This is a genomic window from Ilumatobacter fluminis (assembly GCF_004364865.1).
Lineage (GTDB): Bacteria > Actinomycetota > Acidimicrobiia > Acidimicrobiales > Ilumatobacteraceae > Ilumatobacter > Ilumatobacter fluminis.
Map to the genome: position 1 here is coordinate 4,616,774 of NZ_SOAU01000001.1, position 23,180 is coordinate 4,639,953.

Annotated in this window: 21 protein-coding genes and 4 tRNA genes; 16 read left to right on the plus strand and 9 right to left on the minus strand. The window is 69.3% G+C overall.

What is annotated here, in order from left to right; all coding sequences use genetic code 11:
• The first annotated feature begins 259 nt into the window (after positions 1-259).
• Positions 260-3,313 (plus strand): efflux RND transporter permease subunit, encoded by a 3,054-nt coding sequence (locus BDK89_RS20785; RefSeq protein ID WP_133870786.1) that lies wholly within the window; start codon positions 260-262, stop codon positions 3,311-3,313.
• Positions 3,314-3,398: 85 nt separating this feature from the next.
• On the opposite strand, the gene BDK89_RS20790 is transcribed toward BDK89_RS20785, so the two are convergent.
• Complete coding sequence (locus tag BDK89_RS20790) at positions 3,399-4,334, minus strand: type IV toxin-antitoxin system AbiEi family antitoxin domain-containing protein (protein WP_133870787.1); 936 nt, start codon at positions 4,332-4,334, stop codon at positions 3,399-3,401.
• Positions 4,335-4,522: 188 nt separating this feature from the next.
• Here BDK89_RS20790 and BDK89_RS21960 point away from each other — a divergent pair, with 188 nt between their 5' ends.
• The 5 genes from BDK89_RS21960 (at position 4,523) to BDK89_RS20825 (ending at position 10,263) form a co-directional block, all read left to right on the plus strand.
• Complete coding sequence (locus BDK89_RS21960; RefSeq protein WP_166657748.1) at positions 4,523-5,347, plus strand: hypothetical protein; 825 nt, start codon at positions 4,523-4,525, stop codon at positions 5,345-5,347.
• Between the two features lie 216 nt (positions 5,348-5,563).
• Entirely contained in the window at positions 5,564-6,928 is a 1,365-nt protein-coding gene (locus tag BDK89_RS22270) for an LPXTG cell wall anchor domain-containing protein (protein ID WP_208294153.1), read from the plus strand.
• A gap of 140 nt (positions 6,929-7,068) precedes the next feature.
• The gene (locus BDK89_RS20815) at positions 7,069-7,827 is read left to right on the plus strand and encodes a PP2C family protein-serine/threonine phosphatase (RefSeq protein WP_166657749.1); all 759 of its coding nucleotides are present in this window, start codon (positions 7,069-7,071) and stop codon (positions 7,825-7,827) included.
• A gap of 5 nt (positions 7,828-7,832) precedes the next feature.
• Positions 7,833-8,606: an FHA domain-containing protein gene (locus tag BDK89_RS20820; protein ID WP_208294154.1), complete on the plus strand. Its 774-nt coding sequence runs from the start codon at positions 7,833-7,835 to the stop codon at positions 8,604-8,606.
• Positions 8,607-8,619: 13 nt separating this feature from the next.
• Positions 8,620-10,263, plus strand: coding sequence for a serine/threonine-protein kinase (locus BDK89_RS20825; RefSeq protein WP_166657750.1), 1,644 nt, complete (start codon positions 8,620-8,622; stop codon positions 10,261-10,263).
• A gap of 95 nt (positions 10,264-10,358) precedes the next feature.
• On the opposite strand, the gene BDK89_RS20830 is transcribed toward BDK89_RS20825, so the two are convergent.
• The 3 genes from BDK89_RS20830 to BDK89_RS20840 all read right to left on the minus strand — a co-directional run bounded on the left by BDK89_RS20830 (position 10,359) and on the right by BDK89_RS20840 (position 10,651).
• Positions 10,359-10,431: transfer RNA gene (locus tag BDK89_RS20830), tRNA-Phe, on the minus strand.
• 60 nt (positions 10,432-10,491) lie between these two features.
• Positions 10,492-10,565, minus strand: a tRNA-Asp gene (locus BDK89_RS20835).
• Positions 10,566-10,575: 10 nt separating this feature from the next.
• Positions 10,576-10,651, minus strand: a tRNA-Glu gene (locus BDK89_RS20840).
• 100 nt (positions 10,652-10,751) lie between these two features.
• On the opposite strand from BDK89_RS20840, the gene BDK89_RS20845 reads away from it, so the two are divergent.
• Together BDK89_RS20845 and BDK89_RS20850 are read left to right on the plus strand one after the other, a co-directional pair.
• A complete protein-coding gene (locus tag BDK89_RS20845; RefSeq protein ID WP_166657751.1) occupies positions 10,752-11,414 on the plus strand; it encodes a glycerol-3-phosphate acyltransferase in 663 nt (220 codons plus the stop codon).
• Positions 11,415-11,420: 6 nt separating this feature from the next.
• A complete protein-coding gene (locus BDK89_RS20850) occupies positions 11,421-12,317 on the plus strand; it encodes a DegV family protein (RefSeq protein WP_133870795.1) in 897 nt (298 codons plus the stop codon).
• 25 nt (positions 12,318-12,342) lie between these two features.
• Here BDK89_RS20850 and BDK89_RS20855 read toward each other — a convergent pair whose 3' ends face one another.
• From BDK89_RS20855 to BDK89_RS20865, 3 genes are all read right to left on the minus strand, one after another.
• A complete protein-coding gene (locus BDK89_RS20855; RefSeq protein ID WP_166657752.1) occupies positions 12,343-13,080 on the minus strand; it encodes an SDR family oxidoreductase in 738 nt (245 codons plus the stop codon).
• Positions 13,081-13,247: 167 nt separating this feature from the next.
• Positions 13,248-13,748: a GNAT family N-acetyltransferase gene (locus BDK89_RS20860; protein ID WP_133870797.1), complete on the minus strand. Its 501-nt coding sequence runs from the start codon at positions 13,746-13,748 to the stop codon at positions 13,248-13,250.
• A 29-nt stretch (positions 13,749-13,777) separates the two neighbouring features.
• On the minus strand, positions 13,778-13,975 hold the full coding sequence (locus BDK89_RS20865; RefSeq protein ID WP_133870798.1) for a hypothetical protein: 198 nt from the start codon (positions 13,973-13,975) through the stop codon (positions 13,778-13,780).
• A gap of 20 nt (positions 13,976-13,995) precedes the next feature.
• Here BDK89_RS20865 and BDK89_RS20870 point away from each other — a divergent pair, with 20 nt between their 5' ends.
• The 7 genes from BDK89_RS20870 (at position 13,996) to BDK89_RS20900 (ending at position 19,238) form a co-directional block, all read left to right on the plus strand.
• The gene (locus tag BDK89_RS20870; RefSeq protein WP_133870799.1) at positions 13,996-14,658 is read left to right on the plus strand and encodes a C40 family peptidase; all 663 of its coding nucleotides are present in this window, start codon (positions 13,996-13,998) and stop codon (positions 14,656-14,658) included.
• A 133-nt stretch (positions 14,659-14,791) separates the two neighbouring features.
• On the plus strand, positions 14,792-15,730 hold the full coding sequence (locus tag BDK89_RS20875) for an ABC transporter ATP-binding protein (RefSeq protein ID WP_133871189.1): 939 nt from the start codon (positions 14,792-14,794) through the stop codon (positions 15,728-15,730).
• Between the two features lie 42 nt (positions 15,731-15,772).
• The gene (locus tag BDK89_RS20880; protein ID WP_133870800.1) at positions 15,773-16,555 is read left to right on the plus strand and encodes an ABC transporter permease; all 783 of its coding nucleotides are present in this window, start codon (positions 15,773-15,775) and stop codon (positions 16,553-16,555) included.
• Entirely contained in the window at positions 16,552-17,364 is an 813-nt protein-coding gene (locus tag BDK89_RS20885) for an ABC transporter permease (protein WP_133870801.1), read from the plus strand. Before BDK89_RS20880 ends, BDK89_RS20885 begins: the two co-directional genes overlap by 4 nt.
• 44 nt (positions 17,365-17,408) lie before the next feature.
• A complete protein-coding gene (locus BDK89_RS20890) occupies positions 17,409-17,720 on the plus strand; it encodes a hypothetical protein (RefSeq protein ID WP_133870802.1) in 312 nt (103 codons plus the stop codon).
• Positions 17,721-17,962: 242 nt separating this feature from the next.
• A complete protein-coding gene (gene msrA, locus BDK89_RS20895; RefSeq protein WP_133870803.1) occupies positions 17,963-18,655 on the plus strand; it encodes a peptide-methionine (S)-S-oxide reductase MsrA in 693 nt (230 codons plus the stop codon).
• A 298-nt stretch (positions 18,656-18,953) separates the two neighbouring features.
• On the plus strand, positions 18,954-19,238 hold the full coding sequence (locus tag BDK89_RS20900; RefSeq protein ID WP_133870804.1) for a hypothetical protein: 285 nt from the start codon (positions 18,954-18,956) through the stop codon (positions 19,236-19,238).
• A gap of 103 nt (positions 19,239-19,341) precedes the next feature.
• On the opposite strand, the gene BDK89_RS20905 is transcribed toward BDK89_RS20900, so the two are convergent.
• Positions 19,342-21,183: an ABC transporter ATP-binding protein gene (locus BDK89_RS20905; protein ID WP_243839265.1), complete on the minus strand. Its 1,842-nt coding sequence runs from the start codon at positions 21,181-21,183 to the stop codon at positions 19,342-19,344.
• Positions 21,184-21,295: 112 nt separating this feature from the next.
• Between BDK89_RS20905 and BDK89_RS20910 the strand changes: the two genes are divergently transcribed.
• Positions 21,296-22,903, plus strand: coding sequence for an alpha/beta hydrolase (locus BDK89_RS20910; RefSeq protein WP_133870805.1), 1,608 nt, complete (start codon positions 21,296-21,298; stop codon positions 22,901-22,903).
• A 90-nt stretch (positions 22,904-22,993) separates the two neighbouring features.
• Here the strand turns inward: BDK89_RS20910 and BDK89_RS20915 are convergent.
• Positions 22,994-23,081: transfer RNA gene (locus tag BDK89_RS20915), tRNA-Ser, on the minus strand.
• Positions 23,082-23,180 lie beyond the last annotated feature (99 nt).

A 23,180-nucleotide genomic window follows, 5' to 3' on the forward strand; every position in this document is an offset into this window, starting at 1 on the left:
GTGGTCCCTGTCCCTACCGAGAATGGCGCGGGGTGGTCGTTGCGGGCCCGCCCCAGCACTCGTTTCGTTCCAGAGTAGAACGCATCGCGGCTCGGTGTCCCGCGGATTTGGGCCGAAGCACTGCGAATTTGTGCATTTGCGCGCCACGCGTGCTCGGCGCGGCGCTGTACGTGGGATCTGGTGGTCCGGGTTGCCGAAGTGAACGGAAGGTGACTTCGGGCCATGGCGCAATTTCTGGATGACCCCTAGCCTCTCGGCCGTGGAAGCGTTCTGGAGGAACGCGGGGGTGCAGCTCGGCAAGCAGTGGAAGCTTGTGGTGCTCGCCCTCGCCGTCATCACTGTCGTCTTGGGCATCGGACTCACCCGGAGTGAGTTCGCGACCGGGCAGGACTCGTATCTCAACCCCGACTCACAGGTCGCGCTCGACAACGTCGAGTTCCAAGACCAGTTCGGTGGCGAAGCGATCATCCTGCTGTTCGAAGCCGAAGGCGACGCCGACATCCGCGATCTGTTCCGCGACGGCGACATCGCCGAGATGCGGCGGTTGATCGCCGAGCTCGAAGCGCTGCGCGAGGAGACGGGCCTCATCTCGTCGATCGTCACGCCGCTCAACGCGCTCGAGTACTCGAGCGAGCTCCTCAACGGACCGGGTCAGGCGGCGCTGCTCGCCGCACCCGGCCGCGACGAGGCCGGCGCCGAGACGCGCAGCGCCGACATCTCGACCAGCTTCGTCCGTCTCGGCGCCGTGCCGAACGAGGACAAGGTCATCGAGACCGGCACCGACGGCGGCGAGCCGAACCCCGAGTGGATCGAACTGCTCCTGTTCGACAACACCGGCTACGAGATCGTCGACGGCGAACCCGTCCCGCCGTCGATCGACGAGCACGGCATCCGGCTCTCGCTTGCCGGCTCGTTCCCCGACACCCAAACGGCCGTCGGCGGCATCGTGCTCACCGGCAACATCAGCCTCGACGACCAAAGCCTCATCACCGACGAGATCCTCGAGCTGCTCGACACCGCCAGCTTCGAGAACTTCGATCTCACCGTCACCGGCTCGCCGGTGTACCTGAAGGAGATCAACGACTACCTCCAGGGCGGCATGATCACCCTCGGCCTGATCGCCATGGCGGTTATGGCGATCGTCCTCGCCGTCATGTTCCAGGTGCGTTGGCGCCTGCTGCCGCTGCTCGCCGTCGCGATCGGCGTCGTCTGGACGTTCGCCCTCATCGGCTGGATCGGCATCGACCTGTCACTCGTGACGATCTCCGGCCTGCCGATCCTCATCGGCCTCGGCATCGACTTCGCGATCCAGATCCACAACCGGGTCGAGGAAGAAGTGGTGCTCGACCACGACGAGCACCCGATCTCCGAGACCGTCGCCAACCTCGCCCCGCCGCTCATCGCTGCCGCGCTCGCCGGCATCGTCGCCTTCATCGCGCTGCAGTTGTCGAAGGTGCCGATGATCCGCGACTTCGGCTGGCTGCTGATGATCGGCGTCGGCATCCTCCTCATCGTCGGCATCATCGTGCCGGCGACCCTGCTCGGCATCCGCGAGTTCAAGAGCCGCACCGCCGACCGCGGTGAGTCGTGGGTCGAGAAGATCGTGGTCAAGCTCGGCGGGCTGCCCACCAAGGCCGGCCTCGTGCTCGTGTTCGTCTCGCTGTTCCTCTTCGTCGGCGGCATCCTCGTCGAGGGCCGCACCAAGATCGAATCCGACCCGCTGCGTTGGATCGACCAGGACAGCCAGGTCGTCGAAGACGTCGACCACCTCACCGAGGCGACCGGCTTCGCGTCGACGATGGGCATCCTCGTCCAAGCCAACAACGTGTACGACGACGACGTCGTCACCATGCTGTGGGAGTTCACCCTCGACGCCGAGGAGCGACCCGAAGTCATCACCACCTCGTCGCTCGTCAACACCATGGGCAAGATCCTGAAGGTCGACGGCGCCACACCGATCCCGCCCACCGCCCAGGAGATCGAGGCGGCCGCCGAGGTCGCACCCGACGACATCCGCACGGCACTCGTCAACGACGACGCCACAGCCGCGCAGGTCAACCTCCGCCTGGCCGCGTCGAGTCTGGAAGAGCGCGCCGTCCTCGTCGACGAATTGCAGGACGATCTCGACGCCCGCATCGCCGACCTCGACATCGACGCCGACTCGATCCTGCTCGTCGACCTGCCCGACGACCAGGACCCGGTGCGTGCCACCCCGTCCGGCCTCGCCGTCGTCGGTGTCGGCCTGCTCGAGAACCTGTCGGCCAACCGTGCCGTGCTCACCTACTTCTCGCTGTGCCTCGCCGGGCTGTTCCTCATCCTGCGGTTCCGCAGCCTGAGCCGGGCCCTCCTCGCCCTGGTGCCGGTGTTCCTGGCCGTCGGCGCCTCGTCGCTGATCGTCGGCCTGCTCGGCATCCAGCTCAGCCCGCTCACCACCGTGTCGGGCCCGCTGATCATCGCGAGCTGCACCGAGTTCTCCGTACTGATCCTCGGCAGATATCTGGAGGAACGGCAGTCCGGACTCGAACCGCGCAACGCCAGCGACACTGCGGCGTCGCGCACCGGACGCGCCTTCTTCACGTCGGCGTGCACCACGATCGGCGGCTTCGCCGTGCTGATCGTGTCGCCGCTCCCGCTCCTGCGTGACTTCGGCATCATCGTCACCCTCAACGTGGCGATCGCCCTCCTGGCGGCGCTGATCGTCATGCCGCCGATGATGGTGTGGGTCGACATCAAGGGCTGGCTCGGAACGAAGGATCAGGTCGACCCGAGCACCGCCGTGGTCCTCGCCGCGCCGGCCGCGGGCGGACAGCTCGTCGCGTTCGGTGTCGGCACCGTGGCGATCGCCGGCGCCGCCGCCGGTGTGTACGCGCTGGCCGACACGTCGGAGGACACGTCGCAGGAGATCGAGTACGCGGCCGTGCCGTTGCCGACCACCACGACGACCACCACCACGACCACGACGACCACCACCACGACGGTGCCCGAGGGTGAGGACCCGCCGACGACCGAGCCGACCGACACCACCGAGCCGGCCGGCCCCGAGGTCGACCCGGCCGACTTCCCCGACGCGCCGCCCGAAGGCACCGTCGTCGGGCCGGTGCTGTGGCAGCTGCTGGTCGACCAGGGCGTGCCGGGCAATCAGGCGAACTGCGCCGTGCAGACGTCGTACACGATCGTCGACGAGCAGACCCTGCTCGCGATGGGCCTGGCCGACGGCAACCCCGAGGCCCTCGACGTCCTGCGCGAGGGCTCGGCCATGTGCGGCGTCCCCGAAGAAGCCGTCGAAGCCGCCATCGCCGCCCAGTTCGGCTGACCCGACCGCTCCACCCCACGACCCGGCAACCCCGACGAATGCGTGAACAAACTGCGGAATAGTTCCGCAGTTTGTTCATGCGTTGTCAGGCGGCGAGGGTGCGGCGGCGGAGGTCGACCAGCTCGACGAGTTCGGCGATCACCGCCTCGAAGCGCTCACGGATCTCCTGATCGGTGACCCGGTCGACCTGCCAGTGGATGCGACGGAGCTGGCGGTCGCGCCCCTTGTCGTGCTGAGCGTCGAGCCGCCCGCCGTGCCACATCACGTGATCGATCTCGAGCGCCCATCGGATGTCGGGAAGCGCACCGTCGGGATGGATCACGATCCCGTTCCGCAGCCGGATCGGATGTTGCCGGACGATCCCGGTCACACCACGAGCTTCCAGCGCTTTCAGCACTCGGAGCTCGAGGCCCGAGCCCGCCGGCTTCTGCCAGGGCTCGCGTTGGCTAAGCACCCGATTCACCCGTGCCATGCCCGGCCGACCACGTGCCGACATCCGTCGCGCCATTGCCCAGACCGTCGGCACGCTCGCATGATGGTCGAGCACCCATTCCGTGAGCCGCTCGAACCGTTCATCGTCGAGGTCGCGTGCGCAGTCGAACCAGGCCCGGACAGGTGAGGCGACGCGGATGCCGTCGGGCCGGTCGACCCAGTCGGTCGAGTCGAGCACGTTCGTCCGGCGGAGGAGAACGCCGTGGGTGATCGGGGTCCGGTCGTGCTCGATCAGCACGATCGGCTCGTCCGGGCGGAACACGTGGCGGAACTCCCACAGTCGAGCCGCCGCCGCGCCGGTGATCACCACCGCCGGGTCGGCAGCGCACGCAGCAGCACACCGAGCCTCGAACGTGTCGGGTGACGTAGCGACGCGGAGCACGCCGTGGTGCACGCGCACGAGCGAACCCGTCGCCAACTGGTAGCGGATTGCGTGGCTACTCCAGCCATCGGCGGCAAGCTGGTCGAGCGTGACGATGCCGTGCCGCTCGGCGACGAGAGCGGCGAGTCGGGAAGACAGTTGGGCCATGGCGTACCTCCAGGAAAACCGGATGGGCCGACGGCCAACGTCACCGACGGTACCGACTTCGGTCGCCCACCCCTCCCATCCGGCGAACGCATGAACAAACTGCGGAATAGTTCCGCAGTTTGTTCACGCATTCGCTCGGAGGTGGGGGCGCGGGGTGATCTTCTGGGTTCGGTGACACACTGGCGCCGATGTCGAACGTGCCGTACGACAACTCACCGGCCGCGGGGCCTCCGCCCAACGAACGCTGGAACGTCAACATGCCCGCCGTGATCGGCGTGGTCTTCGTGTTCCTGCTCGGCGTCATCATCTGGGTCATCACCTCGACCGGCGGCGACGACCAGGTCGCCACCGACACGAGCATCGAGAGCACGTCGACGATCGCTCTCACCACAACGACCAGCAGCACGGTGCCGGGCACCACCACGCCCGTCCCACTCCCGGTGCTCACGACGGTGTCACCCACGACACAACCCGCTCCAGCACCAACCACGCCGCCCACCCCGGCCCCGACGGCAGCACCGACCCCGACGCCGACACCGGCACCCACGGCTGCGCCCACGACCGCCCGGCCGACCACGACCACGACACCGGCACCACCCCCGACGCCGACCACGTCACCCGACTCCGAACCCGGCGCGGTCCCCGGCGACCTCGGCATCGACGACTACCCGATGCAGCAGCCGGCGTGTGACGAGTCGTACATCACGATCATCGCCTCGGCCGTCGGCGCCCAGGCGACGCCCGGCGGCATCGAAGCCGTCCTCGAGCAGTACGACGGGTCGAACTACCTCCGCACCGACCAGACGTGCCCGTCGCTCAACCCGTCGGTCGACGGCCAGCCGATCTATGTCGTCTACTTCGGTCCGTTCCCGAACGCCGACGACGCCTGCACCGCCCGCGCCGACGGCACCGAGGGCTCGTACGCCCGTCAGCTGAGCGACGACCTCCCACCGAACCACACCGTCGGCTGCCCACCCCTCGAGGGCGACGACGACGACACCGACGACGACTGAGCTCGCCGTCGCCGGGCGTCGCCGGACGTAGCGGCCGCCACCGGCGAGCTGCTCGACTCGAGAACCGGCTCAAGCCGACGGCGGGACCGGCCGATGGTCACCCGTCGAGTCGTTCGGAACCCCCGGACGGGTGACATGGACCGCCCGGAAGGTTTGCCGGGCCGATCGAAGGGAAGCGGAGTGTCGAACAGGACTGTTGTGGATGAACGCGTACGTGTGCGGCGTCGAGTCGCCGGGCTACTCACCGGCGTGCTCGTCGCCGCAACGGCGATCACGGCGTCGGGAGGATCGGGCCAGGCAGCGAACCCGGGAGGAGCGACCAACTTCGACATCACGCCGGGCGGTCAGCTCGTGATCGATCTTCCCGCAGCATGTGGAGACACCCCGTTCGGTGCGACGTACACGGTGACGAACACCGTCGACTTCTCGACTGCGCACGACAACCGGACGACCCTTCGGGTCACGCACACCGGATCGTCCGTGTCGCCCGGCGCCTGGCTCGGTCGCGTCGACCTCGACCTCGACGACCCGCAGCTCGGCCTGATGGGAACCTGCGGCCTCGACTTCTACCAAGTCGGAACGCCCGCCACGACGACCACGACCACGACCACCCTCGCACCTACCACCACAACAACCACCACGACGGTCGCACCCACCACCACCACCACCGTCGCACCCACCACCACGACCACCACGACCACCACGACGGTCGCACCCACCACCACCACGACCGTCGCACCCACCACCACGACGACCGTCGCACCCACCACCACGACGACCGTCGCACCCACCACCACGACCACGACGACCACCGCTCGGACGGTTCGGACCCTGACGGTCAGGTTCTCCTTCGCGGTCAGCATGAACCTCATCGACACCGACAAGAAAGCAGAGCGGCTCGTCGACGTGCTGAAGCGCGAGTTCTCTCTGGCGCTCGACGTGGACTTCGAAGCCATCGGTAGCACGATCACCGTGACGTCATCGAACGGTCCGGTGCCACCACATGCGGCTGCCGGGTTCCGGAGCCAGGAACGCGTCGCCGCCGCCGACACCTCGGCCCTGACCGTCGCCATCGAGATCCCGGCCGACACCACCGACTTCGTCCTCGCCGTCCCCGGCTTCGTGCCCGTCACCGTGCCGGCGACCGCCGACTCGGCCGACGTGACCCTCACGGCCGACGGCCGCCTCGCCGGACGACTCGTCACCTCTGCCGGCACACCCGTCTCCGAAACGCCCGTCACCCTCGTGTGGGCCGGCTACGACGGCACGCCCGGCACCGCTGACGACATCGACGTGCAGATCGCGACCGGTGCCGACGGCAGCTGGGACCTGTCCGGGATGCCGACCGGTACGTGGACCGTCCTCGCCGCCGACGGCACCACGCTCGGCACGGCGACCGTCACCTCGTCGTCCGACTCGACCACGTTCACGATCGACGCGGCGCCGACGGACACGCCGGCCCCCGTCGACACGCTCCCGAGCACTGGTTCCGGCACCGGCTCACAGACCGCTGCAGCGGCGTCGCTGATCCTGCTCGGTCTCGGCGCACTCGTCGTGTCCCGCCGCCGCTCCATCGCCTGAGAACCGATCGCCGGATGACGGCGGCAGCGACGGGACGGTCCCGGCTGCGCCGCACTGGGCGAACGACATCGGCCCGTACGCCCGAAGGGCGGGGAGTCCTCCCCATCGCCTCGCCGGCGGCGAGAGGGCACGATCGTCACATGACGACTCGTGCCCTCTCGACGGCACCGTTCGGTCTGGCGACCCGCGCCGGCCGTCGACGCGACACCAACCAGGACGCAGCCCTCACCGGGCCGACCTGGTTCGTCGTCGCCGACGGCATGGGCGGCCATCGCCGCGGCGACATCGCCAGCCGGGCCGTGATCGACACGTTCACCCAGTCGACGGTCCTCGGCGACACCCGCACAGCGGTCGAGGCCGCGTGTGAGGACGCGCACACGGCGATCCGACGCGCCGCAGCCTCGGCCGACGAACCCGGGATGGGCAGCACCGTGGTCGGCCTCGTCGAGACGGGCGCCGGCGTCGTGGTCTTCCACGTCGGTGACGCCCGCTGCTACCGCCTCGTCGGCGGCGAACTCCGACTCCTCACCCGCGATCACTCGCACGTGCAGGAACTGATCGACGCCGGTCGACTCACCACCGAACAGGCCCGCACCCACCCGCTCCGCAACGTCGTCACCCGAGCGCTCGGCCTCGACGGCGACCACACCCCCGATCTCGTCCACGTCGACCCGCGACCCAGCCGGTTCCTGCTCTGCAGCGACGGTCTCACGGCCGAACTCGGCCCCCGCACGATCGGCCGAACACTCGCCGGGATCGAGCGTCCCGACGAGGCCGCCGAACGGCTCGTTGCACTCGCCTTCGACGGTGATGCCCACGACGACACCACCGCACTCGTCGTCGACACCCCCACGATCGGCGACAATGGTCGCGACGCCGACCCGGAGGTCGGCCGATGACCGTCATGAGCCCGACCGACACCACACCGTCCGCAACGCCCGACGTCACGGACGGCGACACGAACGCCACCCACACCGGTGACGGCGCGACGTCGCTGCTCGTCGAGTTCTGCGGCGAGGTGGTCGCCGTCGACCGCACCCCGTTCACGATCGGCCGCGACGCCGACTACGTCATCGACGACGAGAACCGCTTCCTCCACCGCCACTTCGTCCGGCTCGATCAGCACGGCCCGGTGTGGGTGCTGCACAACGTCGGCGACCAGCTCTCGGCGACCGTGTCCGACACCGACGGCCTCCTCGAGGCGTTCCTCGCCCCGGGCGCCGCGCTGCCACTCGTGTTCGAACGCACCGTCGTGCGCTTCACGGCCGGGCCGACCACCTACGAGTTCACGATCCGGATGGCCGACGCCGCGTTCCAGTCGGTGCGCGTCGACGAGACGCCGGGCGGCGACACCACCATCGGCCGCGTCGCGATGACCCCCGACCAGCTGCGGCTCGTCCTCGCCCTCGCGGAGCCGAACCTGCAGGGTGGCGGCCGCCCCGGCACGGCGATGCCCTCGTCGGCGCAAGCGGCCGAACGACTGGGCTGGACCACGACCAAGTTCAACCGCAAGCTCGACAACGTGTGCCAGAAGCTCACCGCCCAGGGCGTGCGCGGCCTCCATGGCGAGCCGGGCCGGCTGGCGTCCAACCGTCGAGCTCGGCTGGTCGAGTACGCGTTGGCGATGCGCCTCGTCACCCGCGACGACCTCCATCTCCTCGACCAGGACGAGGGCTGACGCCGGTCACCCGATGCGCATCGAGGGGTTCGACGACTTCCGCCCGATCGGACACGGCGGCCTCGGCGACGTCTATCGCGCGGAACGCCTGTCGACCGGCGGTCCCGTCGCCATCAAGGTGCTGCGCGACGTGTCCGACTCGTCGGTCGCGTGGCATCGAACCCGTCGCGAGCTGACGGCGCTCGTGTCACTGAGTGGCCACGCTCACGTGATCCGGCTGCTCGAGCTCCTCGACCTGCCGACCGGGCCGGCGCTCGTGATGGAGTACGCGCCCGGCGGATCGGTCGCCGACCTGCTGGCAGCGCGCCCGGACGACACGCTCGACGTCGCCGAGATCGTGTTGATCGGACGCCAGGCGGCCGACGCACTCGACGCTGCCCACGACCAGGACATCGTCCACCGCGACGTGAAGCCGCAGAACCTCCTGATCGACGGCTACGGACAGATCAAGCTGTGCGATTTCGGGATCGCCTCGCTCACCCGCTCCGAGGAGTTCCGCACCAGGACGAGCGCGTTGTCGATGCGGTACGCGAGCCCCGAAGACCTCGACGAGGACGCCGAGGTCGGCCCGGCGTCCGACGTGTACAGCCTCGGCGCCACGCTCCTCCACCTCGCGCACGGCGCGCCGCCGACGTTGAAGGAGCGGCTGGCGTCGTGGCACCCGACCGACTCCCACGACGACGGTGCCGACGCCGATCGGGCGGCGCTCGACCAGGTGATCGCTGCGTGCCTTCATCCCGAACCGAGCGAGCGCCCGACGGCGGCCGACGTGCTCGACCGGCTCGAGGAACTCGACTGGCAACTCACCGATCGGTGCCGCGCCCTGCCGGTGGTCGAACCCACCGACGAGGCGCGGGCACCGCACCTCGTCGAAGCGGACCAGAACGACGTCGGCGAGCCCGTCGACGTCACCGGTGACGTCCGAGGCGAGCCGGTGGCTCCCGTAGCGGCGGCTGCCCTGTTCGGTGACGACACGTCTGCGTCGACCGTGCTCCGACCCGACCGTCCGCGCCCGGCGGCCCGACCCGACCCGACTCCCACCCGCCGCGATCAACGTTGGCCGTGGATCGTCGCCGCGATCGCCGTGGCGGCCCTCGTGGGTGTCGGGCTCGCACTGCTCTGGCCGAACGACGCCGACGCCCCCGAGTCGAGCACCGGCGACACGACCGCCGACGCCGTGCCGCCACCGACCGAACCGACCGTCACGCCCGCAACGACGGCGTCGACCGCGGCGGCGCCGGCCGTGTCGTTCGTCGAGCGACCGAGCGATGTACCCGAGCTCGGCGGCGACGACATCACGTGGCCGTTCGGGCCGGTCGGCGAGTGCCTCGTCCTCGAAGCCGGCGCCGACACGCTGACGCCGATCGGCTGCGACGAGCCGCACGACCTCCAACGGTTCGAGGTCGACTCGCTCGACGCAGCTACCTTCCCGCCCGATGCGGCGTTCGTCGCCGATGCCGTCGGGGCCGGAACGAACGACGCCTGCCGGGCCGCCTTCATCGACTTCGTCGGCAGCGACCCGGGCACCAGCGAGTTCGAGATCGCCGTCACCCGCCCGTCGGCCGACACGTGGGCCGACGGCGACCGCGGCTACCAGTGCCTGCTCGGCCTCCCCGACGCCCGCCTCGTCGGCGATGCCGCCGGCTCCGGCCAGTAGCCCCCTCGTTCATGTCGCGCTCAGTTCCGATGAGGGGTCGAATTCGCGACATGAACGCACAACACCCCCCGCCTGACGGCGAGGGGTGTTCGGTGTGGTCGAGACCGGCGTCGATCCGGTGACCCCACGCTTTTCAGGCGTGTGCTCTGCCAACTGAGCTACTCGACCAAGCCGACCCACCAAAGTGGGCCGTATGTGCAACAGGGCCGCTCGAAAGCGGCCCTGTAGCGGTCCCGACGGGACTCGAACCCGCGACCTCCGGCGTGACAGGCCGGCACTCTAACCAACTGAGCTACGAGACCAAGTTGTATGTGGCACCCCCAACGGGATTCGAACCCGTGCCGCCACCTTGAAAGGGTGGTGTCCTAGGCCACTAGACGATGGGGGCTTGGAGCCTCATCTTCGTTGAGGAGCGACGAAAACCTAGCAGGCGTCTCGGAAAACTCCACCCTGAGATGAAACGGATCTGGTCATCTAACGTACCGCCGATGCGTGCCCGCTCCCTCCTCGCCGCCGCGGCGATCGGCTATCTGCTCGGCACGTTCCCCACCGCCGACCTCGTGGCCAGGCGGGCATCGGCCGGTCGCGTCGACCTCCGACGCTCCGGATCGGGCAACCCCGGCACCATGAACGCCGTCAACGTGCTCGGCGCGAAGGCCGGCGCCGCGGTGCTCGTGGGTGACCTCGGCAAGGGAGCGCTGGCATCGGTCGTCGGCGGTGCGGTCGCCGGGCCCGTCGGGGCCCACGTCGGTGGGAGCGCCTCCGTGATCGGCCACTGCTACCCCGCGTGGAACGGGTTCCGGGGTGGGAAGGGTGTCGCCGCCAGCGTCGGCCAATGCCTCGTCACCTTCCCCGCCTATTTCCCGATCGACCTCGCCGTCGGCGCCGCCACGGCGGCGATGCCGTGGTGGCGTCAGCGGGCGTTCGGGGCGACGATGGTGTCGTCGGCGTGCTGGGTCGCCGGCGGCGTCGTGTGGTGGCGCCGCGGGTGGAGCAACGGCTGGGGCCCGACGCCGAGCGCCGCCCTGCCCATCGCCGCCGCGGTGAGCAGCGCGGTGATCGCGGAACGTTTCGCCGCCGGACAGCGTTCCCACCATCATGGCCACCACCGCGACGACCACCGCGACGACCACGACCAGCACGAGGGCTGACCTCGCATGACCGCCGACGACACGACGCCGACACCGACATCGACCACGTCGGGCGGTTCGACGGTCGGCATCGTCACCGACTCGAACAGCCAGCTGACCGCCGATCTGGCCGAACGTTTCGACGTCGAGGTGGTGCCGATGACCGTGACCGTCGACGGCATCGACCACCTCGAAGGCGTCGACCTCGACGCCGACGGCTTCTACGGGTTCTTCGACGGCCGACCGCCCGAGGTGTCGACCAGTCAGCCGTCACCGGGCAGCTTCGCGATCGCCTACCGGCGACTCGTCGACCGGGGCTGCACCGAGATCTGGTCGATCCACATCGCCGAGGCGATGTCGGGCACCGTCGCGTCGGCCCAGCTCGGTGCCGGCGAGGTCGACGTGCCGGTGCACGTGATCGACACCGGTAGTGCCAGCTTCGGCGTCGGGGCGTGCGTCTGGGCCGCCGGCGTGGTTCGCGATCGTGGTGGCGACGTCGACGACGTCCGCCGCCGCATCGAGTCGTTCGTCGGCAGGCTCGGCACGACCTTCATGGTCGGGGTGCCCTTGCTCGTCGAGCGTGGCGGTCGGGCCGGCGACCTCGAGATCCCCGGCGAGGCGATCTCGGTGCTGGCGATGAACGACGGCGACGTGCGCGTGCTCGAACAGGTCAGCACGGTCGAGGACACGATCGACGTCATGTCGACCTACGCGGCATCATGGGTCGAGCGCGAACCCGGTGGCGTCACCGTGGCGATCGGGACCGCCGACGAACCGAGCCGTCCGCTGAGCGACCGTTTGGCAGCGGCACTCACCGACGTGCCGGGCATCGACGACGTCGTGCACTACCGGGTCGGACCGTCGGTCGGCGCCCACACCGGACCGGGCACGTTCGGGCTGTTCGTCTTCCCGACGATACGCTGACCCGTCGCGAGTCGTGGCCGACGGCTCAGCGCTGCTCGGTCGACAACATGGCGATCTCGACCAGGTCGACACCAGCGGGCTGCGCCAGCGCATGGACGACGTTCGCGGCGACCGCCTCGGGCGGCAGCCCCTGCGTCGACACGGCCGTCTGGTACTGCTCGCGTGTGGCGTCGTCCTCGACACCGTCGAAGATCGGCGTGTTCACGAAGCCCGGCGAAATCACCGTCACTCGAACACCTTCCGGGCCGAGTTCTTCACGCAAGCTGTCCGACAGGACATGGACGGCGAACTTCGACGCCGAGTAGAAGCCCATCGCGACCGACGATCGGCGCCGGCCCGACATCGACGACAGCACGATCACGTCGGCGGTCTCGGCCGCCCGCAATCGGCCGAGCGCTCCATGAACGGTGTTGAGCACGCCCATGACGTTCACGTCGAACATGACCTGCCAGTCGTCGGGCGAGGTCTCGAGGATCCCGCCCGGGCGGACGAGCCCGGCCGAGCAGACGACGGCGTCGAGACCGCCCAGCTCGTCCGCAGCCCGCTCGATCGCGGCAGCGAGGGCGTCGGCGTCGGTGACGTCGGCAGGAGCCGCGATAGCGGTATCACCGAGGCGTTCGGCCTGCTCCGCCAACGCCTCGGCCGATCGGGCCACCAGCGCGACCCGTCCCCCGGCGGCGACGACCGCGTCGGCGATCGCCGACCCGATCCCCGAACTCGCGCCCGTGATCAACACCCGACGTCCGTCCAACGCTCCTGTCATGCCGCCCATCCTCCCACGAACCCCCACCACGAACAGATGGGGTCAGGCACCTTCTGTGCCACCGGCCGCCTGAACAGGTGAGGTCAGGCACCTTCTGTGCCACCGACCGCCTGACGCCACAGCCGGCCTGAACAGAAGGTGCCTGACCCCATCTGTCAACCGACCGCTCAGAGGGGTTTGGCCATGAGGCTGACGAGGGCTCCGTAGCTGGTCTCTCGTTGGCCGACCTCGACGAACCCCAGCGCGGCGTGGAACGCCAGCGAGTTGTCGTTGCGGGGGCGCAGGTTCACCTCGAGCGTGAACTGCTCGGCGTCGGCGCAGCGCTCGGCGGCGAGACGCTCCACCTCGGCGTACAAGCGACGGCCCAGCCCACGCCGCTGGAACGACGGAGCGATCGCGATCCGGTCGAGATAGACGAACGAGTCGTACCGCTCGTCGAACCACCGGTAGTTGCCCGACTCGTACTCGGTGCCGGGTTCGAGCACCATGCAAAACCCGCCGATCGTGCTCTCCCCGACCTCGTCATCGACGGCGACGAGTGCGATCGTCGACAACTCGCCGATGCGGGCCAACGCCTCCGGCGTCTCCTCACCGACGGCGGGCACCTCGGCCTGATTGATCGCGTGGATGGCGGCGAGGTCGGCAGCGGTGTAGTCGCGGATGCGCATGGGCGCCGACGGTAGACCGCGAGTGGCGGCTACGCCGAGACCGTTGCGTTCTCGTCGTCGAGCGGGGCGACCTGGGCGAAGCGGGCGTGCAGCCGCTCGTGCAGGTCGCGGATGTCGCCGTCGACGTACTCGCGCCGAGACCGCTGCACCTGTCGAGCACCGAGGGTGACACCCACGGCGACACCACCGATCAGTCCGGCCAGGCCCACGATCTTCCACCAGCGCACGATCGGTACTGTAGGCCGCCATGACCGATCAGCAGACCGGCTCGATCACGCTCACCGAGGCAACAGCGGTCGCGCGCACCGGCGACATCTGGTTGTTCCGCGGCCGGTCGGCGGCCGACAAGGCGATCCGGGCAGCGACGAACAGCCCGGTCAACCACGTCGGCATGGTCGTCGCGATCGACGATCTGCCACCCCTGATGTGGCACGCCGAACTCGGTCGCTCACTGCCCGACGTGTGGACCGGTGAGCACCAGCGCGGCACCCAGCTGCACCGGATGGCCGATGCCGTGTCGGTGTGGCACCACAAGTATGGCCAGGACGCGTGGATGCGTCCGATCGACATCGAGGTCACCCGAGCGCAGGAAGACGCCGTGCTGCGGACCATCGACGAGCTCGACGGCAGCGCGTTCCCGCGCACCCGGTCGCTCGCCACCGGCTGGGTGAAGGGTCGGGCGCGACGCAAGACGTCGCTCGAGGCGCTGTTCTGCGCCGAGGTCGTCGCGATCACGCTCGAACGGATGGGACTGCTGTCGGGCGAGCGGCCACCCAACTGGTACGACCCCGGCAAGTTCTGGAGCGGCGACCACCTCCGCCTCGACGGCGCCTCGCTCGGCGACGAGATCGCCGTCACCGACATCGGCGAGTACCTGCCGCCCACTCCGCCCGATCCCGACGACGCCTGAACCGTCGTGAGCGGCCCACCCCGACCTTGACTTCAACCATGGTTGAAGTCGTACCGTGCCGGCCGTGCACGGACGAGCCGCACCCGAACCGACCCGCAGCGAGACGTCGACGACCGGTAGCGTCGCTGCGGTCATGACCCCTCCCGAACCCTCCCCGCTCATCGAGGCACACGACCTCGTCAAGCGCTTCGGCGACTTCACCGCCGTCGGCGGCATCGACATCGAGGTGCGGCCCGGCGAGTCGTTCGGCTTCCTCGGCCCGAACGGCGCCGGCAAGTCGTCGACGATGCGGATGATCGGCTGCGTGTCGCCGCCCACCAGCGGCAACCTGAGCATCTTCGGGCTCGACGCAGCGACGCAGGGCAAGGAGATCCGGGGCCGAATGGGCGTCGTGCCCCAGCTCGACCAGCTCGACGAACAGCTCACGGTCATGGACAACCTGATCGTCTACGGCCGCTACTTCGACATCCCCCGCGCCGAGTGCAAGCGACGGGCCAAGGAACTGCTCGACTTCGTCCAGCTCACCGACCGCGCCGACAGCAAGATCGAACCACTGTCGGGCGGCATGAAGCGACGCGTCTCGATCGCCCGCTCGCTCATCAACGAACCCGACCTGCTGCTGCTCGACGAGCCCACCACCGGCCTCGACCCCCAGGCACGCCACGTGCTGTGGGACCGCCTGTACCGGCTCAAGCAGCAGGGCGTCACGCTCGTGCTCACCACCCACTACATGGACGAAGCCGAGCAGCTGTGCGACCGCCTCGTCGTGATGGACGGCGGCCGCTTCGTCGCCGAGGGGTCACCGGCCGAGCTGATCCGCGAACATTCGCCCCGCGAGGTGCTCGAGCTGCGCTACCCCGCCGGCACCAACGAGGACCACGCATTCGAGGTCGACGGCATCGGGCACCGCCAGGAGATCCTCCCCGACCGCATCCTCATCTACGCCGACGACGGCGAGGTCGCCCTCAAGGAGGTGCACGCCCGCGGCAGCATCCCCGAGTCGGTGCTCGTGCGGCGCAGCTCGCTCGAAGACGTGTTCCTCAAGCTCACCGGCCGCTCCCTGGTCGACTGACGTGAGGCCTTCGACCCGCCGACCGCACCCGGGACGACCGGCGTGAGCACCCCCGCATCGATCCGCGCCTGGGAGGCGCACGTCACGCTGTACCGCAGCGTGTGGAAGTCGAACGTGATGGGGTCGTTCGTGCAGCCGCTGCTGTACCTGCTCGGGATGGGGCTCGGCGTCGGCGCTCTCGTCGACGACGGCAACCAGAACGAGACCCTCCTCGACGGGCTCACCTACTTCCAGTTCCTCGCACCGGCGCTGCTCGCGACCACGGCGATGATGATCGCGTCGAACGAGGCGCTGTGGCCGGTGCTCGGCGGCTTCAAGTGGTGGAAGAAGTTCCACTCCGAGGCGGCGACGCCGCTCACCCCGAACGAGATCGCCGGCGGCGTCGCGCTCTGGCAGATCACCAAGTCGTTCATCGCCGTGTTCGGCGTGGCGGCCGTGCTGCTGATCTTCCCCGACACCCGGTCGTGGGGCGTCCTGCTCGCGATCGTGTTCGGCACCCTCACCGGCGCCGCGTTCGCCGCACCGATCAGCGCCTGGTCGGCCAGCCGCGAGACCGACCACTCGTTCCCGACGATCAACCGGTTCGTCATCGTCCCGCTGTTCTTGTTCGGCGGCGCCTTCTATCCGATCAGTCAGCTGCCCGACTGGATGGAGACCGTGGCGATCGCCACCCCGCTGTGGCACGGCGTCGAACTGTGCCGCAACTCGGTCTACGACCGGCTCGAACTGTGGCCGACCGTCGGCCACATCGCCTACCTCGTTGCCATGGCCGCCGTCGGGTGGCTGCTCGCCGCACGCTCGTTCCGACGGAGGCTGACGCAATGAGCGTGATCGACGCGACGCCGCTGCGGATCGTCCCGCCCCAGATCCGCCACGCCCGCCGTCCCCAGCGGATGCTCGAACGACAGTGGATGGTCAACCGCGCCGGCGGCTGGGCGATCTTCGTCACCGGCTTCTTCGAGCCGCTGTTCTACCTGCTGTCGATCCGCGTCGGATTCGGCGCCCTCGTCGGCGACGTCGACGACAACGGCACCCTCATCCCCTACGCCGAGTTCGTCGCACCCGCGCTGATGGCCGCATCCGCGATGAACGGTGCCGTGTACGAGTCGACGATGAACATCTTCTTCAAGTTGAAGTACGAAAAGTTGTACGACGCCGTGCTCGCCACACCGATGACGTCGGGCGACGTCGCGCTCGGCGAGATCCTCAACGCGACGATCCGTGGCGCCGTGTATTCGGCGGCGTTCCTCGCGACGATGGGGGTGCTCGACATGACGGCGTCGTGGTGGTCGCTGCTGATGCTGCCGGTCGCCGTGCTGATCGCGTTCTCGTTCAGCGCGATCGGGATGGCGGCGACGACGTTCATGCGGTCGTGGGCCGACTTCGAGTACGTGCCGTCGGTGATGCTGCCGCTGTTCCTGTTCTCGGCGACGTTCTACCCCCTGTCGTCGTACGGCGACTGGGCGTGGGTGGTGCAGTTCAGCCCGCTGTACCACGGCGTGGCGACCATGCGGGGCCTCAACAACGGCGACCTGACGTGGGCCATGCTCGCACACATCGGCGTGCTCGTCGCGCTGGCGATCGGCGGCCTCACCCTGACCGCCCGACGGATCGAACGCCTCCTCCTGCGCTGACGTCGCCGTTTCGACACCCGCTCGTTCGGGTAGCCGCTCGTTCGATGAGCGAGGTGGAACGAACGCCCGACGGTCGATACATCGTCGTCGACGGACGACGCTGGCGCGCCACCGACCCGTCGCTGCCCGAGGAACTCGCGACGGAGTTGCGACACGCGTTGATGAGCGCCCGGCGCGCCGTCGGTGCGGCTCGCGGATCCGGCGACGAGGATGCCGAACGGACGGCACGCGACGCCGTGCACGATGCCAAGATCGCCCTGGGCGAACGCGGCCACCCCTGGTGGGAACCCCCCGACGCCGACGCCGACCGAGCCCGCGCCGAAGCCACCGAACGAACCCTCACTCGCCACCGCTGATCGCAGTCCGAAAGCAGTCGGGTCGGGTGTCGGAGGGAACGGCGACGGAGTCGACGTTTCCGAAGATCACCCGACTCCGGCGCCGCGAGTACGCGTCCGGGTCGGGTGATCTCCCGAAACGCCTCGGCTGCGCCTCGGTGTTCCGTACGACACCCGACCCGCATGATCCGGCGGGGCGAAACGATTCGCGAACTCGGGTGGGGCGACCTGGCAGGCGTTGTGGGTGGTCGTACGCTGGAAGCATGTTCTCGCGCGAAAAGACTCGGATGATCACCCCCGACGAAGCGCTGCCCGGTCGCGACACGCCGCTGCAGGTCAACCCCGAGCACGTGGTGCTCGGCACGCCGATCGTGCCGCCGTTCCCCGACGGCACCGAACAGATCGTCGTCGCCATGGGCTGCTTCTGGGGCGCCGAACGCATCTTCTGGCAGCTCCCCGGCGTTTACACCACCGCCGCCGGCTACATGGGCGGCTGGACGAAGCACCCCACCTACGAGGAGACGTGCACCGCCCGCACCGGCCACACCGAGTCGGTGCTCGTCGTGTACGACCCCGCGCAGATCACCGTCGACCAGCTCATGAAGGCGTTCTGGGAGAACCACGATCCCACCACCGCCAACCGTCAGGGCAACGACATCGGTACCCAGTACCGCTCGGCGGTGTTCACGAGCACGCAGGAGCAGCTCGACGCCGTGCTGGCATCGCGAGACCGGTACCAGGCGGCGCTGACCGCTGCCGGCTACGGCGAGATCACGACCCAGATCGCCCTCGCCGACGAGGCCGGCGACGGGGTCTTCTACTACGCCGAGGACTACCACCAGGGCTACCTCCACAAGAACCCGCGGGGCTACTGCAACCACGGCTTCTGCCAGGTCGGCTACGACCTCGAGGCCCACGGCCAGGGCACGGCCCGCGCCATCCTCCCCGACGCCTGACCCGACGCCCGCCCCCCGGTGAGCCGCGGGGCCGCCGACGATCTCGGCGGCTCTCGTCCGGCAACCCGGACCCGACTCACCGAGAACCCGAGCTCGCTCACCGACCCACGATCTCGGCGGCTCTCGTCCGGCAACCCGGACCGAACCCACCGAGAACGTGGGGGGGTCGTGGCGGGTCGGAGTCGCTCGGGTGGGTGACGCCGTCCAACCCGGTGTTTACCCGCCGGTAAGGTGGCGGCCACGCAGCAATCACGACGACGCTGCGGCCACCCCCACGACCCAGCGAGGAGACACGCAGATGGCCGGATTCATGGACAAGCTCAAGGACACCTTCGGCAAGGCGAAGGACAAGTTCGACGAGACGATGGACAGCGAGCAGGTCGAGAAGGCCAAGGCCAAGACGAAGGACCTCGCCGGCAAGGCCACCGCCACGGCGAAGGACACCTACGAGAAGGTGTCCGACAAGGCCAAGGGCGAGGACAAGCCCGAGAACATCAGCGGCCCCGAAGCCCTCGCCGACGAGGCGCCGACCACCGACACCCCGACCGCCGAGGCAGCGGCAGCCGACGACGACAACGCCTGATCACACGCACGCATCACCGACGGGCCACCCGGCAACGGGTGGCCCGTTGCGCGTCCCGAGCCAGACGACACCGACTGACCTCCCGATCGGTGGCGCGGCCGACTCAGGGGAGGCCGACGCGGAGTTGGGCGGCGTAGCGGCCGTCGCGGTCGAGCAGCTCCTCGTGCGAGCCGAGTTCGACGATGCGGCCCGCCTCGAGGAACGCGATCCGGTCGGCCGATCGCACGGTCGACAGGCGATGCGCGATCACGATCGCCGTCCGCCCGTGCAACGCGGCGTCGATCGACGCCTGCACCTGCGCTTCGTTGTCGTTGTCGAGATGGCTGGTCGCCTCGTCGAGGATCATGATCGCCGGGTTCCTCAGCAACAGCCGGGCGATCGCCACCCGCTGCTTCTCGCCCCCGCTCAGGCGGTAGCCGCGCTCACCGACGATCGTGTCGTACCCGTCGGGCAGCGCCGCGATCGTCTCGTGGATGCGGGCCGCACGGCACGCCTCGATCAGGTCGACCTCGGTCGCGTCGGGGCGGGCGTAGCGGAGGTTGTCGGCAATCGACTCGTGGAACAGGTGCGGGTCTTGAGCGACGACACCGATCGACCCGCGCAGCGACGCGAGCGTGAGATCGCGCACGTCGACCCCGTCGACGAGCACCGCCCCCTCACTGACGTCGTACAGGCGCGGCACCAGCGACACCAGCGTGCTCTTGCCGGCGCCCGATGCGCCGACCAGCGCCAGCGTCTCGCCGGGCGCGACCCGGAGCGACAGTCCCGCCAGCACGTCGACGTCGGGGTCGGCACCCGGGATCGCCTGCGTCTCCATCGACGCGATCGCCGAATCGGCGGCGGGCGGATACCGGAAGGTGACGTCACGCAACTCGACCTCGCCACGCGGCGACACCAAGTCGACGGCACCGGGACGGTCGTGGATCGGTTCGGGAGCGTCGAGCACCTCGAAGACCCGTTCGAACGACACCATCGAGGTCATCAGGTCGACGCGGGCGTTCGTCAGGCCGGTGAGCGGCTGGTACACGCGCGTGACCAACGCGGCGAGGGCGACGAGGGTCCCGGCCGTGATGTCACCGCTGACGACGAGCTGACCGCCAATGCCGTAGATCGCGGCCGTGCCCACCGCGGCGACGAGGCCGAGCGCCACGAAGAAGACACGGCCGAGCATCGCCGACCGCACGCCCGCATCGCGGACGGCGTGGGCACGGACGTCGAACTGCGACTGCTCACGATCGAGCGTGCCGAACAGCTTGACGAGCATCGCGCCCGACACGTTGAACCGCTCGGTCATCTGGGTGTTCATCGCGGCGTTGTGCTGCATCTGATCACGCGAGATGTCCTGCAGTCGCCGCCCGACACGCCGCGCCGGCACGATGAAGACCGGCAACACGATCAGGGCGAGGATCGTGAGGCGCCACTCGAGCGCGAGCATCGCGGCGAGTGTGGTGACGAGCACGACGACGTTGCTGACGACACTGCCGAGCGTGGAGGTGACGGCGCTCTGGGCCCCGATCACGTCGTTGTTGAGGCGGCTCGTGATGGTGCCGGTCGGGGTGCGGGTGAAGAAGGCGAGCGGCAGCCGTTGCACCTTGGCGAACAGGGCACTGCGCAGATCGGCGATGAGCCCTTCGCCCACACGGGCGCTGCACCAACGCTGGAAGATCTGCAGCACGGCGTCGGTCAGCGCAGCGGCGACCGCGATGCCGGCCAACCACCAGATCTGACCCCGGTCCTCGTTCGGGATCGCGTCGTCGAGGATCGCCCGGACGACGAACGGCGGCACGAGCGCCAGGAGTGCGGCGAGCAGGATCGCGCCGAGGAACAAGAAGATCGTGCCCCGATACGGGCGGGCGAATCCCCATACGCGCCGCATCGTGTCGCGGCCGACCGCCGCGTCCTTCACGGCGTCGGTGTCGCGGGGCATCATGTGGTGGGGACCCATCCGCACACCAGCAGGCTACGAGCACGGATCGGCAGCGACGCCTGAGATCGAGCCGAGACGGATCGGGCCCGCTCCACCGCACGAACCGGGTCGGCCCCTACGCTGCTCGGCTATGACCGGGCGTACGCGAGCGGCGGTGGCCGCCATCACCCTGACCTCCCTCGCACTGTCGGCGTGCAGCTCCGGCTCCGACGACGACGCAGCACCGGAGTCGACCGAGGCGTCACCGACCACCGACGCCGAGCCGGCCGATGAACCCGCGACCGACGATGTCGACGAACCGGCCGACGACGGTGACGCCGACGAGCAGACCGACGAGCCGGCCTCCGGCGACGAGCCCGACACGTTCGAGGTGGCGCCGATCGAGTGGAGCGAGTTCGACGACGACGTCGACGTCGCCACCGTGTCGGTGCCGGTCGACTACGAGAACCCCGGTGGCGACCAGTTCGAGTTGTTCGTCGCCCGACACCGAGCCCTCGACCAGGACGAGCGGATCGGCTCGCTCCTCATCAACCCGGGCGGACCCGGCTTCGGCGGATCCGACTACGCACTGTTCGCGACCCAGGTGTTCGATCGCGACCTGCTCGACCACTTCGACATCGTCGGCTGGGATCCGCGCGGCACCGGTGAGTCGGAACCGGCGATCGACTGCATCGACGACTTCGACCCGTACTTCACCGCCGTCGACCTCACACCCGAGACCGAGGAAGACCGCACCAACGCCGTCGGCGTCGCGGCCAACTTCGTCGAGGCGTGCGAGACGAACAACGCCGGCTACTTCGAGTACGTCGGCACCAACAACTCGGCTCGCGACATCGACGCGTTGCGACAGGCGCTCGGCGAGGACGAGATCTCGTACTTCGGGTTCAGCTACGGCAGCGAGCTGGGTGCCACCTGGGCGACCCTGTTCCCCGACACCGTGCGCGCCGCCGTGCTCGACGGCGCTGCCGACCCGAACGCCGACGCCCTCGAGGGATCGCTGCAGCAGATGGCCGGCTTCCAGGCGTCGCTCGAGACGTTCCTCTCTCGCTGCAGCGCCGACAGCAGCTGCGAGTTCCACAACGACGGCGACGCCGAGACGGCGTTCGTCGACCTGCTGGCGTCGCTCGACGCCGAACCGTCCGACGTCGAGCCCGATCGGCCGCCGGTGAACCGCGACGTCGCCCTCGTCGCCACGATCCAGGCGATGTACTCCGAGTCGTTCTGGCCGGCGCTCGAACGTGCGCTGGCCGACGCTGCGAACGGCGACGCCGCCGGCCTGCTCGCGCTCAACGACGCGTACTACCAACGCCAGTCCGACGGCACCTACGGCAACGAACTCGAGGCGTTCCAGGTGATCTCGTGCGCCGACACCGCCGACCGCGAGACGGTCGAGGAGGCCGACGCCGAGGTCGCACAGTTCCGCGAGGTCGCACCCCTGCTCGTGCCCGAGGGCTCGATCGGCAGCTACTTCTGCACCTTCTTCGACACACCGCTCGACCCACGTGTCGACATCACCGGTGCCGGAGCCGGACCGATCGTCGTGATCGGCACGACCGGCGACCCGGCGACGCCGTTCGAGTCGACGGTGCGCATGGCCGAGACGCTCGAGGACGGCCGCCTCGTCATCGTCGAGGCCGACCAGCACACCGGCTACGGCGTGAACCGGTGCGTGATCGATGTCGTCAACGACTACCTCGTCGATCTGAACGCACCCGAGTCCGGCACCGAGTGTCGCTGACTCGACGGCGCTGACACCGGCGGCGACACCACGACCCGATCCCGGACGCGCAACGACGCCGGCCGCACGTGGCGGACCGGCGTCGTCGTCTGGCGGAGAGGGTGGGATTTGAACCCACGGACGCTTGCACGTCGCACGCTTTCGAGGCGTGTCCCTTCGGCCACTCGGGCACCTCTCCGTCGAGCGAGGCTAGCGGGATTCGCGCCCCGTGCGGACAGGTGAGCCTGCTGCGACGGGGACTCGAACACGCCGCACACCACCGGCCGAGCCGCCGTTC

Coding starts and splice junctions, on each gene's coding strand:
- BDK89_RS20870 (WP_133870799.1), top strand. CDS start 13,996: ATGACCGATCAGCAGACCGGCTCGATCACGCTCACCGAGGCAACAGCG.
- BDK89_RS20855 (WP_166657752.1), bottom strand. CDS start 13,080: ATGACAGGAGCGTTGGACGGACGTCGGGTGTTGATCACGGGCGCGAGT.
- BDK89_RS20900 (WP_133870804.1), top strand. CDS start 18,954: ATGGCCGGATTCATGGACAAGCTCAAGGACACCTTCGGCAAGGCGAAG.
- BDK89_RS20845 (WP_166657751.1), top strand. CDS start 10,752: ATGCGTGCCCGCTCCCTCCTCGCCGCCGCGGCGATCGGCTATCTGCTC.
- BDK89_RS20825 (WP_166657750.1), top strand. CDS start 8,620: ATGCGCATCGAGGGGTTCGACGACTTCCGCCCGATCGGACACGGCGGC.
- BDK89_RS20790 (WP_133870787.1), bottom strand. CDS start 4,334: ATGGCCCAACTGTCTTCCCGACTCGCCGCTCTCGTCGCCGAGCGGCAC.
- BDK89_RS21960 (WP_166657748.1), top strand. CDS start 4,523: ATGTCGAACGTGCCGTACGACAACTCACCGGCCGCGGGGCCTCCGCCC.
- BDK89_RS20860 (WP_133870797.1), bottom strand. CDS start 13,748: ATGCGCATCCGCGACTACACCGCTGCCGACCTCGCCGCCATCCACGCG.
- BDK89_RS20875 (WP_133871189.1), top strand. CDS start 14,792: ATGACCCCTCCCGAACCCTCCCCGCTCATCGAGGCACACGACCTCGTC.
- BDK89_RS20910 (WP_133870805.1), top strand. CDS start 21,296: ATGACCGGGCGTACGCGAGCGGCGGTGGCCGCCATCACCCTGACCTCC.
- BDK89_RS20885 (WP_133870801.1), top strand. CDS start 16,552: ATGAGCGTGATCGACGCGACGCCGCTGCGGATCGTCCCGCCCCAGATC.
- BDK89_RS20905 (WP_243839265.1), bottom strand. CDS start 21,183: ATGGGTCCCCACCACATGATGCCCCGCGACACCGACGCCGTGAAGGAC.
- BDK89_RS20890 (WP_133870802.1), top strand. CDS start 17,409: ATGAGCGAGGTGGAACGAACGCCCGACGGTCGATACATCGTCGTCGAC.
- BDK89_RS20850 (WP_133870795.1), top strand. CDS start 11,421: ATGACCGCCGACGACACGACGCCGACACCGACATCGACCACGTCGGGC.
- msrA (WP_133870803.1), top strand. CDS start 17,963: ATGTTCTCGCGCGAAAAGACTCGGATGATCACCCCCGACGAAGCGCTG.
- BDK89_RS20815 (WP_166657749.1), top strand. CDS start 7,069: ATGACGACTCGTGCCCTCTCGACGGCACCGTTCGGTCTGGCGACCCGC.
- BDK89_RS20820 (WP_208294154.1), top strand. CDS start 7,833: ATGAGCCCGACCGACACCACACCGTCCGCAACGCCCGACGTCACGGAC.